The 14,901-nt window shown below is 70.6% G+C and carries 15 protein-coding genes and 1 pseudogene; 8 read left to right on the forward strand and 8 right to left on the reverse strand.

Features of this window, described 5'->3' with window-relative positions; translation table 11 throughout:
• Positions 1–65 precede the first annotated feature (65 nt).
• Complete coding sequence (locus tag ACH47Z_RS14130) at positions 66–572, forward strand: LURP-one-related/scramblase family protein (RefSeq protein ID WP_399073510.1); 507 nt, start codon at positions 66–68, stop codon at positions 570–572.
• A gap of 7 nt (positions 573–579) precedes the next feature.
• Here ACH47Z_RS14130 and ACH47Z_RS14135 read toward each other — a convergent pair whose 3' ends face one another.
• Complete coding sequence (locus ACH47Z_RS14135; protein WP_399073511.1) at positions 580–1,371, reverse strand: carbon-nitrogen family hydrolase; 792 nt, start codon at positions 1,369–1,371, stop codon at positions 580–582.
• 182 nt (positions 1,372–1,553) lie between these two features.
• Here ACH47Z_RS14135 and ACH47Z_RS14140 point away from each other — a divergent pair, with 182 nt between their 5' ends.
• Complete coding sequence (locus tag ACH47Z_RS14140; protein ID WP_399073512.1) at positions 1,554–2,378, forward strand: maleylpyruvate isomerase family mycothiol-dependent enzyme; 825 nt, start codon at positions 1,554–1,556, stop codon at positions 2,376–2,378.
• Positions 2,379–2,440: 62 nt separating this feature from the next.
• On the opposite strand, the gene ACH47Z_RS14145 is transcribed toward ACH47Z_RS14140, so the two are convergent.
• The gene (locus tag ACH47Z_RS14145; RefSeq protein WP_399073513.1) at positions 2,441–3,751 is read right to left on the reverse strand and encodes a nitrate/nitrite transporter; all 1,311 of its coding nucleotides are present in this window, start codon (positions 3,749–3,751) and stop codon (positions 2,441–2,443) included.
• Positions 3,748–4,422 carry a GntR family transcriptional regulator gene (locus tag ACH47Z_RS14150; RefSeq protein ID WP_399073725.1) on the reverse strand — a complete coding sequence of 225 codons (675 nt, stop codon included), beginning with the start codon at positions 4,420–4,422 and terminating at the stop codon, positions 3,748–3,750. Before ACH47Z_RS14150 ends, ACH47Z_RS14145 begins: the two co-directional genes overlap by 4 nt.
• Positions 4,423–4,656: 234 nt before the next feature.
• Here ACH47Z_RS14150 and ACH47Z_RS14155 point away from each other — a divergent pair, with 234 nt between their 5' ends.
• The 5 genes from ACH47Z_RS14155 (at position 4,657) to ACH47Z_RS14175 (ending at position 8,073) form a co-directional block, all read left to right on the forward strand.
• Positions 4,657–5,568 carry a D-alanyl-D-alanine carboxypeptidase family protein gene (locus ACH47Z_RS14155; RefSeq protein WP_399073514.1) on the forward strand — a complete coding sequence of 304 codons (912 nt, stop codon included), beginning with the start codon at positions 4,657–4,659 and terminating at the stop codon, positions 5,566–5,568.
• Positions 5,569–5,690: 122 nt separating this feature from the next.
• A complete protein-coding gene (locus ACH47Z_RS14160; protein WP_399073515.1) occupies positions 5,691–6,038 on the forward strand; it encodes a GntR family transcriptional regulator in 348 nt (115 codons plus the stop codon).
• Positions 6,035–7,048: a DUF1648 domain-containing protein gene (locus ACH47Z_RS14165; protein WP_399073516.1), complete on the forward strand. Its 1,014-nt coding sequence runs from the start codon at positions 6,035–6,037 to the stop codon at positions 7,046–7,048. Before ACH47Z_RS14160 ends, ACH47Z_RS14165 begins: the two co-directional genes overlap by 4 nt.
• Before the next feature lie 114 nt (positions 7,049–7,162).
• Positions 7,163–7,621 (forward strand): RNA polymerase sigma factor, encoded by a 459-nt coding sequence (locus tag ACH47Z_RS14170; protein ID WP_399073726.1) that lies wholly within the window; start codon positions 7,163–7,165, stop codon positions 7,619–7,621.
• Complete coding sequence (locus tag ACH47Z_RS14175) at positions 7,618–8,073, forward strand: hypothetical protein (protein ID WP_399073517.1); 456 nt, start codon at positions 7,618–7,620, stop codon at positions 8,071–8,073. Before ACH47Z_RS14170 ends, ACH47Z_RS14175 begins: the two co-directional genes overlap by 4 nt.
• 13 nt (positions 8,074–8,086) lie before the next feature.
• Here the strand turns inward: ACH47Z_RS14175 and ACH47Z_RS14180 are convergent, their stop codons facing one another.
• The 3 genes from ACH47Z_RS14180 to murJ form a co-directional block, all read right to left on the reverse strand.
• Positions 8,087–9,013 (reverse strand): alpha/beta fold hydrolase, encoded by a 927-nt coding sequence (locus ACH47Z_RS14180; RefSeq protein ID WP_399073518.1) that lies wholly within the window; start codon positions 9,011–9,013, stop codon positions 8,087–8,089.
• A 65-nt stretch (positions 9,014–9,078) separates the two neighbouring features.
• The gene (locus ACH47Z_RS14185) at positions 9,079–9,900 is read right to left on the reverse strand and encodes a hypothetical protein (RefSeq protein ID WP_399073519.1); all 822 of its coding nucleotides are present in this window, start codon (positions 9,898–9,900) and stop codon (positions 9,079–9,081) included.
• Positions 9,901–10,005: 105 nt separating this feature from the next.
• On the reverse strand, positions 10,006–11,574 hold the full coding sequence (gene murJ / locus ACH47Z_RS14190; protein ID WP_399073520.1) for a murein biosynthesis integral membrane protein MurJ: 1,569 nt from the start codon (positions 11,572–11,574) through the stop codon (positions 10,006–10,008).
• Positions 11,575–11,694: 120 nt separating this feature from the next.
• Here murJ and ACH47Z_RS14195 point away from each other — a divergent pair.
• Positions 11,695–12,445, forward strand: a pseudogene (locus tag ACH47Z_RS14195) (Bro-N domain-containing protein).
• A gap of 82 nt (positions 12,446–12,527) precedes the next feature.
• Here the strand turns inward: ACH47Z_RS14195 and ACH47Z_RS14200 are convergent.
• Positions 12,528–13,913: a dihydrolipoamide acetyltransferase family protein gene (locus ACH47Z_RS14200; protein ID WP_399073521.1), complete on the reverse strand. Its 1,386-nt coding sequence runs from the start codon at positions 13,911–13,913 to the stop codon at positions 12,528–12,530.
• 10 nt (positions 13,914–13,923) lie between these two features.
• Positions 13,924–14,901, reverse strand: coding sequence for an alpha-ketoacid dehydrogenase subunit beta (locus tag ACH47Z_RS14205; RefSeq protein ID WP_399073522.1), 978 nt, complete (start codon positions 14,899–14,901; stop codon positions 13,924–13,926).

Here is a 14,901-nt window from a genome sequence, read left to right on the forward strand (position 1 = left end):
GATGGACGGCCGATGGACGGCCGATGGACGGTGATGATCGGCGAACGGCGGGGAACGGTACCCGCATGAGATTCCACGTACGCGACCGGCTCCTCGGCATCGGTGAGGACTACTGGATCGAGGACGAGCACGGCCGCAAGGTGTACCTCGTCGACGGCAAGGCGATGCGGCTGCGGGACACCTTCGAGCTGAAGGACGCCCACGGCCGCGTCCTGATCGACATCCACCAGAAGATGTTCGCCCTGCGCGACACGATGGTGATCGAGCGGGACGGCGAGGGCCTGGCCAGGATCAGGCGCAAGCGGCTGTCCCTGCTGCGCAACCACTACCGGGTCACCCTGGCGGACGGCACCGAACTGGACGTCAGCGGAAAGATCATGGACCGCGAGTTCGTCGTCGAGTACGACGGCGAACTCCTCGCGGTGATCTCCCGCCGCTGGCTGCACCTGCGCGAGACCTACGGCGTCGACGTCGTACGGGAGGACGCGGACCCGGCGCTGCTCATCGCGGTGGCGGTGTGCGTGATCCACCTGGCGGAGAAGGAGCGGGAGAGGGAGCGGGAGGAGGACTGACGGCGGACTACCGGGGCGGTCGCAGCCCGAGCACCCGGTCCTTCAGGGCCGGGAACTGCTCACGGGTGGCCGCCACCTTCGCCGGGTCGAAGTCGACGGTGAGGACCTCCTCGTCCGGGCCCGCCTCGGCGAGCACCTCGCCCCACGGATCCACCACGATCGAGTGACCCGCCTGCGGAACTCCCGCGTGGGCCCCGGCCGTTCCACAGGCGAGCACGAACGCCTGGTTCTCCACCGCCCGCGCCTGAGCCAGCAGCGTCCAGTGCGCACGCCGCCGCTCGGGCCAGCCCGCGGGGAGTACGAGGGTCTCGGCGCCGGCGTCGACAAGTCCGCGGAAGAGTTCGGGGAAACGGAGGTCGTAACAGGTGGCCAGGCCCAGCGTGGTCCCGGGCAGCCGGACCGTCACCAGCTCCTGCCCCGCGCCCATCAGCACGGCCTCGCCCTTGTCGAAGCCGAAGCGGTGGATCTTGCGGTAGGCGGCGGCCAGCTCACCGGAGGGGGAGAAGACGAGAGAGGTGTTGTAGAGCGGCCCGTCGGGGTCTCGCTCCGGAATCGATCCCGCGTGCAGCCACACACCCGCGTCACTCGCGGCCTTGGCCATGACCTCGTACGTCGGCCCGTCGAGCGGCTCGGCCTCGCGGCCGAACTCCTCGTAGGCGAAGGCTCCGATGGTCCACAGTTCGGGCAGGACGACGAGATCGGCCCCGGCCTGCCGGCGGACCAGTGCGGCCACCCGCTGCCGCCGGGAGTCGACCGATTCGTCCTCGTTCACGGCGATCTGGATCAGCGAGGCGCGCACACTACCACCGTCCTGGCATTCGAGTCGTCCACACAGGCCTACGATCGTCACACGAAAGCACTGCCGGGCTGCCTGAAGGCAGCGTAACTTAGCCACTCAGACACCCGCCGCCGTGCCGCCGCCACCCGCTGGCAACGCCGCCACAACCTGCCCGTGTACCGACCGCCGAGGGGTCCCGTTCCGTGAGTCTGCATCCCACCCTCCAGCCCTACGCCGACGCCTGGACGCACTCCATCGAAGCGATATCCGAGATGGCCCAGTCGCTCGTCGAGGGCGAGTGGAACCGGCGGACGCCCTGCCCGGGTTGGTCGGTGCGCGATGTCGTGTCCCACGTGATCGGCATGGACTGCGAGATGCTCGGCGACCCGCGCCCGATCCACTCGCTGCCGCGCGACCTCTTCCACGTCAGGACCGAGCACCAGCGCTACATGGAGATGCAGGTCGACAGCCGCCGGCATCACACCGGGCCGGAGATGACGGCCGAGCTGGAGTACACGGTCATCCGCCGCAACCGCCAGCTGCGCAACGAGTCCCGCGACCCCGGCACCACGGTGCGCGGCCCGCTCGGCAAGGACATCACCCTGGAAGAGGCCTACCGCACCCGGGCCTTCGACGTCTGGGTGCACGAACAGGACCTGCGTACGGCCCTGGGCCGCCCCGGCAACCTCGACTCACCCGGCGCCCACGTGGTCCGCGACCTCCTCCTCGAAGCACTCCCCAAGGTCGTGGCGAAGGACGCGAACGCCCCGCGCAGCTCGGCGATCGTCTTCGACGTGCACGGCCCGGTCGAATTCCTCCGCACGATCCGCGTCGACATCCAGGGCCGAGGCACCCTGGAAACCGCCCCGGCCCTCGGCCCCGCCGCCACCCTCACCCTCGACTGGGAAACCTACGTCCGCCTCGCCTGCGGCCGCGTCACCCCGGAAGCGGCAGCAGACCGAGTGAAGACAGAGGGCGACCCGGAACTGACGGCAGCGATCCTCCGGAACTTCGCGGTCACGCCGTAGGGACGGTAGGGGGTTACACCTGTTGGGCGGCGTGGGCCGCAGCGTGGGAGAGCCGGGCGGAGCTAAGCCGCAGGCACGTGCACCGTTTCCACCCGGCTCGCAACCAACCGCTCACGCTCACGCCGGGCGGCCCGCCCACGAAGCCGCAGGATCTGGCTCACGCCCAGCGCCTGCAGCACGAACACCGCCGAGAACGCGACGCCGTAATCGTCGCCGGTGGCGTCCAGCAGCACCCCGATCGCGAACAACGTCGTCATCGAGGCGATGAACCCACCCATGTTGGTGATCCCCGACGCCGTCCCCTGCCGCTCGGGCGGATTGGCCGGCCGCGCGAAATCGAAGCCGAGCATCGACGCCGGCCCACACGCCCCGAGCACGACACACAGCACCACCAGCAGCCACATCGGCGCATGCGCACCCGGATACACCAGCGTCGAAGCCCACAGCACCGCCGTCGCCCCCACCGTCCCGAGCGCCAGCGGCAGCCGCGCCGCATGGTGCCGGGCGACGATCTGGCCGTAGACGAGCCCGATCACCATGTTGGCCAGCACGACCAGCGTGAGCATTTCACCGGCCGTGGCCCGGCTGAGCCCCTGCGCCTGGACCAGGAACGGCATGCCCCACAGCAGCAGGAACACCATCGCCGGGAACTGGGTGGTGAAGTGCACCCACAGCCCGAGCCGCGTCCCCGGCTCCCGCCAGGCCGCCGCGATCTGCCGCCGTACATACGCCGCGCCCTGATGCGGGGACGGCTCCGGCTCGTACCCCTCGGGGTGGTCCTTCAGGAACAGCATCGTCAGCACCAGCACCACGACCCCCGCGAGCGCGCTGCCCGCGAACGCCGGGGTCCAGCCGATGCCGTGCAGCAGCTGGGCGATGACCAGGGTGGAGACCAGGTTGCCCGCCATGCCGACCAGCCCCGCGAACTGCGCGACCAGCGGCCCGCGCCGCGCCGGGAACCAGCGGGTGCCGAGCCGCAGCACGCTGATGAAGGTCATCGCGTCCCCGCAGCCCAGCAGGGCCCGCGAGGCGAGCGCGGTGCCGTACGACGGTGAGAAGGCGAAGCCGAGCTGTCCGGCCGTGAACAGCACGGCGCCGATGCTCAGCACCTTCTTGGTGCCGAGCCGGTCGACCAGCAGCCCGACGGGTATCTGCATCCCGGCGTAGACCAGCAGCTGGAGTATGGAGAACGTGGACAGCGCGGAGGCGTTGACGTGGAAGCGGTCGGCCGCGTCCAGGCCCGCGACGCCCAGTGACGTACGGAAGATGACGGCGACGAAGTAGACGGCGACGCCTATGGACCACACGGTGACGGCGCGTCGGCCGCCCGGTGGGTCACCCGGGAGGGTGGCCTTGCTGGTCGTGGCGCTCATCGCACCTCACCCCGCGCGAGGTGCGAGAACCAGCTCACGTGCCGGTGCACGACCCCGACGGCCGCGTCCGCGTCCCCGGCGCGCAGCGCGTCCAGGATCTCCTCGTGCTCGGTGAGTGTCTTGGCGATCCGGTCCGGGTGCGAGTGCATGACGGCGACGCCCATCCGCAGCTGACGGTCGCGCAGTTGGTCGTAGAGCCGGGACAGGATCTCGTTGCCGCCGCTGCGCACGATCTCGGCGTGGAAGGCGCGGTCGGTCACCGCGGCCGCGGCCAGATCACCGGCCGCCGCCTGCGCCTTCTGCTGCTCCAGCAGCTCGGCCAGCCGCTCCAGCAGACCCGGCGGTGCGGGTACGGCCTTGCGCGCGGCGTGCTCCTCGACCAGCTGCCGGGTCTCCACGACGTCGGCGATCTCCTGCGCGGAGACGGGCAGCACGAGGGCGCCCTTCTTCGGGTAGAGCCGGATCAGGCCCTCGACCTCCAGCCGCAGCAGCGCCTCACGCACAGGAGTGCGCGAGACCCCGACGGCCTCGGCCAGCTCGCCCTCGGTGAGCAGGGTCCCACCCTCGTAACGGCGGTCGAGCACGCCCTGTTTGACATGGGTGTAGACACGGTCGGCGGCAGGCGGCTGCTTCATCGACTGGCTCGTCGGCTGATTCGTCGGCTCGTTCATCGGCTGGTTCATCGAAGGGGCGGGCTGCTGGACGGCCGTTTTCATGCCCACAGGATAGATACAACACGTACGCATGCGGGGGAGGCGTCCATCATGCGGACGTGACCGAAGTCACCTCCAGCAATCGCACAACCCTCTGTGCTACTTACGTGTCAGACATGTGCGGCCCCCTGCTCTTGCCACCTCAACTCGGCCGCACTTCAGGGGCATTCAAGACAATCGGGGTACTTCACTTTGATTACCGGCATTCACGGCACCCGCAGGACCCGTATCCGCAGAGGCGCCGCCGTCGCCGTCACCTCCGGCGCGCTGCTCGCGACCGGTGCCCTCACCGCGGTGCCCGCGCAGGCCGTCACGGCACCCTCGATCGTGGCCAAGGGCGGCTACGTGATGAACAACGCGAACGGCGCGACGCTGTACAACAAGACGGCGGACACCCGACGCTCCACCGGCTCCACCACCAAGATCATGACCGCCAAGGTCGTGCTCGCGCAGTCGAACCTCAACCTCGACCGCAAGGTGACGATCCAGAAGATCTACAGCGACTACGTCGTCAAGAACAACGCCTCCCAGGCGCACCTGATCGTCGGCGACAAGGTCACCGTCCGCCAGCTGCTCTACGGCCTGATGCTGCCGTCCGGCTGCGACGCCGCCTACGCGCTCGCCGACACCTACGGCTCCGGCACCACCCGTGACGCGCGCGTGAAGAACTTCATCGGCAAGATGAACGCCGCCGCCAGCAGCCTGGGTCTGAAGAACACCCACTTCGACTCGTTCGACGGCATCGGCAACGGCAACAACTACTCGACGCCGCGCGACCTGACGAAGATCGCCAGCAGCGCGATGAAGAACTCCACGTTCCGCGCGATCGTCAAGACGAAGTCGTACACCGCGAAGACGATCACCAAGACGAACACCATCCGCACGATGACCCCCTGGACCAACACCAACACGCTGCTCTCCAGCTACAGCGGCGCCATCGGCGTGAAGACCGGCTCCGGCCCCGAGGCCGGTGCGTGCCTCGTCTTCGCCGCCACCCGCAACGGCAAGACGGTCATCGGCACGGTCCTCGCGTCCACCTCGTACGCGCAGCGCGCCACGGACGCCACGAAGCTCCTCAACTACGGCTTCGCCAGGCTCGGCTGACGCCACCCCAGTCCCCCTTCCACGGGCCCGTCGCGGTAAGCGGCGGGCCCGTTGTCGTTCCCCGGTGCGGCCGTCGGACGGGCTCCCACGATGAAGTGAATGGTGCTAGTGTCATTGGCACCATGCTGCTGCGTCTGGACAAGACCGACACCCGCCCCCTGCACGAGCAGGTCGCGGCGGCGATCCGGCGGGCCGTCGCCGAGGGCGAGTGCCGCGCCGGCGACCGGCTGCCCTCCGCCCGCGACCTCTCCGACGCCCTGGACATCAACGTCAACACCGTCCTGCGCGGCCTGCGCGAACTGCGGGACGAAGGACTGCTGGAGTTCCGCCGGGGCCGCGGGATCACCGTCGCCGAGGGGGCCGCCCGGCGTTCCGGACTGCAGATCAGGGTGCGCGAGCTGGTCGCGGAGGCATCCCGGCTCGGCTACAGCCGCACCGACCTCATCGACATGATCCGGGGGATCTCATGACGGACGCGGACGCCAGGAAACAGAGGGGCGGGCGGACCGCTCGCTGGGACACCGCAAGGCGGGGGACCGCGAGATGGGGAACCGCGGGGTGGGTCGCGGCCGTCACCGCGCTGCTCGTCGGCCTCCCCTGGGCCGCGCACAGCCGGCTTCCGGACCGGCTGGCCACCCACTGGAGCGGCGGCGACACCCCGGACGGCTCGATGCCCCTGTGGGCGAACTCCCTCCTCCCGGCCGGGATCTGGCTGCTGATCTCCCTCGCGGTGTCCGTGCGCCGGCGCCGCTCCTGGCCGACCGCGCGCCCCTGGCGGGCGATCGCACTGGCACCCACGGGCGTGGTCCTCGTCGGCGCGCAGGCCTCCATCGTCCTGGCGAACCTCGACCACACGGACTGGCACCAGGCCCGCCAGCCGGCCTGGGTCGTCGCGCTGATCCTGGCCCTGACGGCGGCCGCGCTGGTCCTCGCCTGGCGGATGACCGTCCGCACCACCTCCACCAAGCCCGCCACCGCACCTCCCGAGCTGGACCTGCCCGAGGGCGAGCGACTGGTCTGGTTCTCGCACGCCGCCAACCCCTGGCTGCAACTGCTGTCGGCGGCGGCCGGCCTGATCGCCGTCGTCGCGCTGGTGGCCCTGGCCGTCGGCCTGGCCGACCCCGCCGTGCTGTGGCCGGTGTGCACGGTCGGCGGTGTCGCCGCCCTCACCGGCGCCGTCTTCTCCTCTCTCCGGGCGAAGGTGTCGGACGCGGGCCTGGAGGTGGCGTTCGGGCCGCTCGGCTGGCCGGCCCGCCGCTGGTCCCCGGCCGCCATCGAGTCCGCGCACGCCGAGCAGCGGCTGCCCTCCCAGGTCGGCGGCTGGGGCTACCGGCTCAGCGGCCTCGGCACGACGGTCATGCTCCGCGCCGGGGACTGCCTGGTCGTACGCCCCCGGGGCCGCCGTAGCGACTTCGCCTTCAGCGTGGACGACGCCGAACGGGGCGCGGCCCTGCTGAACGCACTCCGCCGACGCGACTGAGCCGCCGTGGACACCCAGGAGAAGGATGGTGGGGGAGCCGGGGAGGGCCGGGCGGGGCCCTGGGACACGGCCGCCCCGTTGGTCCGGGCCGCGCAGGACGGAGACGCCCTGGCGATGGACGAACTGCTGAACCTCATCACGCCGTACGTGACCCGGCTGTGCCGCCCGCTCGCCCCGCACGACGTGGCCGACGCCGTCCAGGAATCGCTGCTCGCGGTCTTCAGGGGGCTGGGCACCCTGCGCGATCCTCAGGCTTTCTACGGCTGGGTCCGCACGGCCACCGTGCGCGAGGCGGTACGGATCGCCCGCCGCACGTCCGCCGAGGAACCGGCCGACCCCGCCGACCTGGCCCGTCTCGGCGGACTGGGCACCCACGCCGACGGGGACCTGCCGGCCGACGTACGGGACGTACTGGCCCGGCTGCCCGTCCGGCATCGCGCCGTCCTGGTCCTGCGCGAACTCGAGGGCCTGGACGAGGCCACCGTCGCCGCGCTGCTCGGGGTGCCGCAGGGCACCGTCAAGTCCCGGCTGCACCGGGCCCGTTCCTCGTTCCGGAAGGCATGGTCACGATGAGTTCCTCCGATCCCGTACGTCGACTGCGGGTGCTGGCGGCAGGTCTGCGCGCCGGTATGTACGCCGAGGACCATCTGGCGCTGCCCTACGACCGGGTCTGGGCGGTGATCGCGGACCTCCAGTCGGAACTGCCCCATCTGGTGCCGTTCCTACGGGAGTTCCGCGTGTCGCCCGGTGACGCGGACCGCAAACAGGCGCTGGCTGTGGGCCGTTCGGGCCTGACGGAGGCCTTCGAGGTGCGACTCGCCCCCGGCTGGTGCCTGATGCAGTCCCGCTTGACCGTCGGCGGCATGGCCGCCGTCCCCGAGGCCGGCGGCACCCGCTTCGCCGTCCTCGGTGCCACCCGCCCCACCGTCTTGCGCCCCGTCCAGTGGCTCTACGGCCGGCGGCTCGGCGAACGACGCGGCCGAGCATTCGTCGACCGCGTCGCCGGGCGGGCGGCGCTCCGCTAGATCCGGATGTGTCCTAGAAGCTGCCGAAGCCTGACTGTTTCTGGAGTTTGAAGAGTTCGCGCACTGCCGCCGCCACCTCCTCCGGCCGCTCCTGCGGCAGATAGTGCCCCGCCCCTTCCACCAGCCGTACACGCAGCTCGTCGGCGTACGGCTCCGCGCCCGCCAGCATCGACGGTACGACGACGTTGTCCCGCTCACCGCCGAGCAGCAGCGTCGGCACGGTCAGCCGGTGCCTCCGCCAGGTGCCTCGCACCAGCGCCGGGATATCGTGCAGGACGTACTGCCAGAACATCGACTGCGCTGCGGCGGCGCTCACCGAGGTCGCGGCGCCGTACTCGGCCAGCTCGAACGGCGACCACACGGCCGGGTCGGCAGCCTGGTGGCGCAGCAGGAACCGAGTGAAGCCGGGCAGGTGCCGAAGGACGGCCCTGCCGGGCACCGGGTACTCGACGCATGCCGTGTACCACAGTCGCCACAGGTTGGGCAGCACCGCGCGGTGCCGGGGCCACGGGTGGGACATGTTGAGCGCGAGATACCCGGTGAACCGCTCCGGAGCCCGCAGACACAGCCGGAATCCGAGATGCGCTCCCCAGTCGTGCCCGACCAGCCCGACCCGCTCCAGCCCGAGCGCGTCGAGCAGAGCGAGGGCGTCCGCCGCCAGGCCGTCCATGTCGTAGCCACGCGAAGTGATGCCGGACCAGCCGAAGCCACGCAGGTCCGGGCAGAGCAGCCGGTACCCGTCGGGAAGCAGAGCGGCGACCCTGTGCCAGGCGTACCAGTGCTGCGGGAAGCCGTGCAGCATGAGCAGCGGGGTGCCGGTGCCGCCGTCGCCGTACTCGGCGACATGCAGCCGGGTGCCGCGGACGTCGAGTCGCCGGTGTGTGCTGCGTATGTCCTCGGGCATCAGCCGCTCGGACACGACCACGGTGTGCGGTGCCATGCGGGCCCCCTCTCGGGCCGGTGCGGTCCCCCGTCGGGCCCGCGTCGCCGGGTCAGGAGGCGGAGTCAGTGCGAAAGGTTCCCTCCTTTCGTCGGGAGCTGGTCGTAGGTCTTGAAGGTGTACGAGGCGTCGTACGACATCAGGTTCCCCTCGGCCGCCGGCAGACCCAGCCGTCGGTTGAGGAATCCGGTGAGCGGTCCGCAGTGTTCGGCGGCCGGAGCGGTGAAGGTGTCGTCGTACGCCGAGAACTCGATCACCGGAGGGTCCTGGGATATCCACTTCGAGGGGCCCGAGCGCTTCAGCTGGAAGTCGACGGGTTGACTCGCCCCGACCGTGCAACCGTGCGGCAGCAGCGGGCTCAGGAGCCGGAAGCGGAGTCTGAACTGCCCGGTGTAGAAGTCGGACCGGCCCCCGTACTCCGGCTGTATCGCCAGCCCCAGGGCGGCTGCGTGATCACCCGCCGGGGTACCGGTCAGGCCGCCCGGCACGGCGGTCGGGGAGCTGTGCATCGCACCCCACACCTGACCGTTGCTGCCGTCCGGCAACGGCCCCTCGGCGTGCGTCATGGTGATCGGGGCGAGAGTGACGGTGACCTTGCCCATCGTCAACCGTGGGGCCGCGGTGTGCACTTCGCATCTCCACCGTGCCGGGTCGACCCCCTCGGGCAGGGCGGGGCAGTCCCCGAAGTCGGTCGCGGAGGGAGTGGAGGGACCGGAGGAAGCGGAGGTGCTGGAAGGGGTGGAGGGGATGGAGGCGGCGGCCGGCGCGGAGTAGGCAACTCCCGGCGCGGCCACCGCCGCCGTACCGGCGAGAAGGGCGACGCCCGTGACGCCGGCGATGCGACGGACGAGGGCTGAACGAGGACGAGCAGCAGCGGATTTCGTCATGCCACCAGCGTGCCGCCCAGCGCCACACCACCACCATCGGTGACGTCCCCAGCACCACCCTGACCAACCCCTGATGCAACATCAGGGACGGTCACCCCTCCGGCTTCAGCCAAGCCCCGGAATCCGCCGTAGCCCGTCGACCTTCAACGCCCGGCCCAGCACCAGATAGACGAGGGCAAGCGCGAGCGTCCCGGCCGTCGTGGTCAGGATCTCGCCCGCCGTGCCGTCCCCGAGGGCACCGGCGCAGCCCCGCGCCGCCGCCCAGCCGGCCACCGCGCCCCCGGCGCCGGCACACAGCAGCTTGGCGTACGTGCCACGCAGGGAACCGTCGTCGAGCCGACCGCCGGTGCGGCGGGCCAGCAGCCGGGAGGTGAGGGCGAGACCGGCGAGGTAGGAGAGGGTGTAGGCGCCGGCCATACCGGTGACCGCCCAGCGCGCGGACAGCAGCAGATGACAGGCGGTGGCGAGGGCGATGTTGACGACGCCGATCCACACGGCCATGAAGAACGGCGTACGCGTGTCCTCGAAGGCGTAGAAGCCGCGCAGCAGCAGGTACTGCGCGGAGAACGGGATCAGGCCGAGCCCGAAGGCCTGGAGCATGTGGCCGAGCGGCGCGGCGGTGGCCGGGTCGGCGGCGCCGTGGGCGAAGAGGAGGGTGGCGATGTCCGGGCCGAGCACGGTGAACAGGAAGGCGGCCGGGACGATCACGACTCCGCTGACCCGCAGCGCCCGGGACAGATCGGCGCGCAGGTCGGCGATCCGCCCCTCGGCCGCCGCCTTGCTCATGCGCGGCAGCAGAGCCGTGACCAGCGACACGGTGACGATGGACTGGGGCAGCATCCAGATGGTCTGCGCGTAGCTGTACGCCGTGTAGCCGACGCCCGCGTGCGGCAGCTGCTGGTCGGCTGCGTTGGCGTAGTTGGTGACGACGGTGAGGGCGACCAGGTTGGTCAGCACGAACAGCAGTGTCCACTTGGCCGCGTGGATTCCGGAGCCGAGCCCCGCGCCGCGCCAGTCGAACCGGGGCCGGAAGCGGAAACCGGCGGCGCGGGCGAACGGGACGAGGGCGAGGGCCTGGACGGCGATCCCGAGGGTCGTCCCGATGCCGAGCCAGCGGACCTGGGTGTCGGTGACGTCGGCGACGGAGTGCGGGACGGTCATCATCCCGAGATAGACGCCGAACATCGCCACGAGCACGACGTTGTTGAGCACCGGTGTCCACATCATCGCGCCGAACTTCTCGCGGGCGTTGAGGACTTGGCCGTAGATGGCGAACAGGCCGTAGAAGAAGATCTGCGGGAGCAGGAACCGGGCGAAGACCACGGTCAGCCGGAAGGCGGCATGCTCCTTGGGCGTGTCCCGGATGTACAGGCTCACGATCTCCGGCGCCGCCCACACCGCGAGCGCGGTCCCGACGGCCAGCACACTGACGACGAGGGTCACGAGCCGCTGCTCGTACGCCCGCCCGCCATCGGCATGCGTGGCCCGCGCCCGCACCAGCTGCGGCACCAGCACGGCGTTCAGCGCACCGCCGATCAGCAGGGTGTACAGGCTCGTCGGGACGGTGTTGGCCGTGTTGTACGTGGTGGCGAGCAGCCCCGTGCCGAGCGCGGCCCCCTGCAGCACCTGCCGGATCAGCCCACTGGCCCGCGAGACGACGGTGCCCCCTGCCATGAGCACGGACGCTCGCCCGACGCCTGCTTCAGCTTTGGGCTTCGCATGCCGGGCCGCGGTCTTCTCCCCCGTAACCATGCGGTAAATCTACGGCAGTTGGGATCAGCGGCTCTGCGCGAGGTGCGCGGCGAAGGCCTTCATGGAACGGGCGCCGACGGCAAGGACCGACGGCACGAGGCGATCGACGTCAGCGACTTCGTGTATGCGGCTACGGGCCCGAGTCCGACGGCTGACGATGCCGGACGGGACCCGCTGGTTTCCGGCGGTGGATGTGTGCAAGGAAATCGGGCACACCAGCCCGACCAAGGCACTCGCTGATCATGTTCCCGAGGTGCACCGAGGGCGCCTCGAGACCGTCAGTGGGGCCTACGGTCTCAGCGTTCCGGCAGGTAGGGAGTGGCGTCGAGACTTGCAACTCATCGATCTTCCGGCTCGAGGCGCACAACCTTCAGCTGGACGAGGAGCTGGCGAACGGGCAGCGCAAGTCGATCGAATTGCAGGAGGCCACCCTCGCCGTACAGCAGGCCATGGTCCGGGCGATGGAACGGATCGCGGCCGGCTCGACGCCCTGGTACCGGCCCCTCGGACGCCGGATGGGCATGTCACGGTACTGCCCTCCACGGCCTCCGTCCTGGCCGACTGGCGGCAGCGCCTGTCCGTGACGGAGGACGTGTGGACGGTCGCCGTCGTGATCGCCCCCGCTCTCGTCGAGAAGGGTGAGCTGCGAGAGCCGCTGGAATCCCTTGCCGCCCGTACGGGACTCTCGGTGCACCGCGTCAACGAATGTCTGCGCCCGCTGCGAAAGCACGCCTGCATCCGCTCACGCGGCGGAGCCGAGGACGGTGCACCGGTGTACGTGCTGAACCAGTGAGCGTCTGAGCACAGAGGGAGCGGCCGCAAGACGAAGTTGCGGCCGCCCCCTTAGGCTTTCCAACGCTACCGGCCCCGGACCGTCACGCCCAGGTGATCAACCTCTTCGGCTGCTCCAGGATCGCCGCCACATCCGCCAGCACCTTCGAGCCCAACTCGCCGTCCACCAAGCGGTGGTCGAAGCTCAGCGCCAGGGTCGTCACCTGGCGCGGCTTGACCTTGCCCTTGTGGACCCACGGCTGGAGCTTGATCGCGCCGACCGCGAGGATCGCCGACTCGCCGGGGTTGAGGATCGGCGTGCCGGTGTCGACGCCGAAGACGCCGACGTTGGTGATCGTCACCGTGCCGCCCTGCATCGCGGCCGGGGACGTCTTGCCGTCGCGGGCCGTCGACACCAACTCGCCCAGGGCCTCGGCCAGCTGCGGGAGCGTCTTGTCGTGCGCGTCCTTGATGTTCGGCACGATCAGGCCGCGCGGAGTCGCCGCCGCAATGCCCAGGTTCACGTAGTGCTTGAGGACGATCTCCTGCGCCGCCTCGTCCCAGGACGCGTTGATGTCCGGGTTGCGCTTGATGGCGACCAGCAGGGCCTTGGCGATCAGCAGCAGCGGGTTGACCCGCAGGCCCTGCATCTCCTTGTCCTGCTTCAGCTCCTCGACCAGCTTCATCGTGCGGGTCACGTCGACCGTCACGAACTCCGTGACGTGCGGCGCCGTGAAGGCGGAGCCGACCATCGCCGCCGCCGTGGCCTTGCGGACGCCCTTGACCGGGATGCGGGTCTCGCGCGCGGTGTCGTACGACGCAACCGGTGCGGGGGCGACAACGGGGGCCGCGGTGACCGGGGGAGTCAGCGGCTCGGCCGGCTTCGGTGTGGCCGCCGCGTGGACGTCCTCGCGCGTGATGACGCCGTCGGGGCCGGACGGGGTGATCGTGTCCAGGTCGACGCCGAGGTCCTTGGCCAGCTTGCGCACCGGCGGCTTGGCCAGCGGACGGGGCTTCTCGGCGACCGGTGCGTGGCCGTTCAGCTCGGACTGGATCGCCTGGGCCGGTACCGGGACACTCACCTCGGGGCCCTTGCGGGGGCGGCGCTTGGTGGAGGACGTCGCCACGCCGTAGCCGACCAGGACCGGCTGGCGGCCCTCCGGCTTCGGCTCCTCCGCGGGAGCCTCGACGGGCGCGGCAGGCTCCGCCTTCACCGGCTCCGGCGCTCCGCCCGCCACGGCCACCGCGATGATAGCCGTGCCCACGTCCACCGTGGTGCCCTCGGGGAAGTGCAGTTCGCGGACCACGCCGTCGTAGGGGATGGGCAGTTCGACGGCCGCCTTGGCGGTCTCGACCTCACACACCACCTGGCCGTCGGTGACGGTGTCACCCGGCTGGACGTACCACTTGAGGATCTCGGCCTCGGTGAGTCCCTCGCCGACGTCCGGCATCTTGAACTCGCGTACGGACGCTTCCGTCATCGTCGTCACGACCCTCTCCTCAGTACGCCAGCGAGCGGTCGACGGCGTCGAGCACGCGGTCCAGGTCCGGCAGGTACTCCTCCTCCAGGCGGGCCGGGGGGTACGGGGCGTGGTAGCCGCCCACCCGCAGGACCGGGGCCTCCAGGTGGTAGAAGCAGCGCTCGGTGATCCGGGCGGCGATCTCCGCGCCGGAGCCGAAGAACACCGGTGCCTCGTGGACGACGACCAGACGGCGGGTCTTCTCGACCGAGGCCTGGATGGCGTCGAAGTCGAGGGGCGACACCGACCGCAGGTCCAGGACCTCCAGGGACTTGCCCTCCTCGGCGGCCGCGGCCGCGACCTCCTGGCACAGCTTCACCATCGGGCCGTACGCCGCCAGGGTCAGGTCGGTGCCCTCGCGGACCACCTGCGCCTTGTGCAGGGGCGCCGGGATCGCCTCGACGTCCACCTCGCCCTTGTCCCAGTAGCGGCGCTTGGGCTCGAAGTAGATCACCGGGTCGTCGCTCTGGATGGCCTGCTGCATCATCCAGTACGCGTCCGACGCGTTCGACGGAGACACGATCTTCAGGCCCGCCACGTGCGCGAAGAGCGCTTCGGGGGACTCGGAGTGGTGCTCGACCGCGCCGATGCCGCCGCCGTAGGGGATGCGGACGACGACCGGCATCTTGACCTTGCCCAGCGAGCGCGCGTGCATCTTCGCGAGCTGGGTGACGATCTGGTCGTAGGCCGGGAAGACGAAGCCGTCGAACTGGATCTCCACCACCGGGCGGTAGCCGCGCAGGGCCAGGCCGATGGCCGTGCCGACAATGCCGGACTCCGCCAGCGGGGTGTCGATGACACGGCTCTCGCCGAAGTCCTTCTGGAGGCCGTCCGTCACCCGGAACACGCCGCCGAGCTTGCCGACGTCCTCGCCCATGACCAGGACCTTGGGGTCCTCCTCCAGGGCACGGCGCAGCGACTCGTTGATGGCCTTCGCCATCGCCATCTTCTCGGCCAT

It is taken from the genome of Streptomyces sp. NPDC020192, from assembly GCF_044388685.1.
GTDB lineage: Bacteria > Actinomycetota > Actinomycetes > Streptomycetales > Streptomycetaceae > Streptomyces.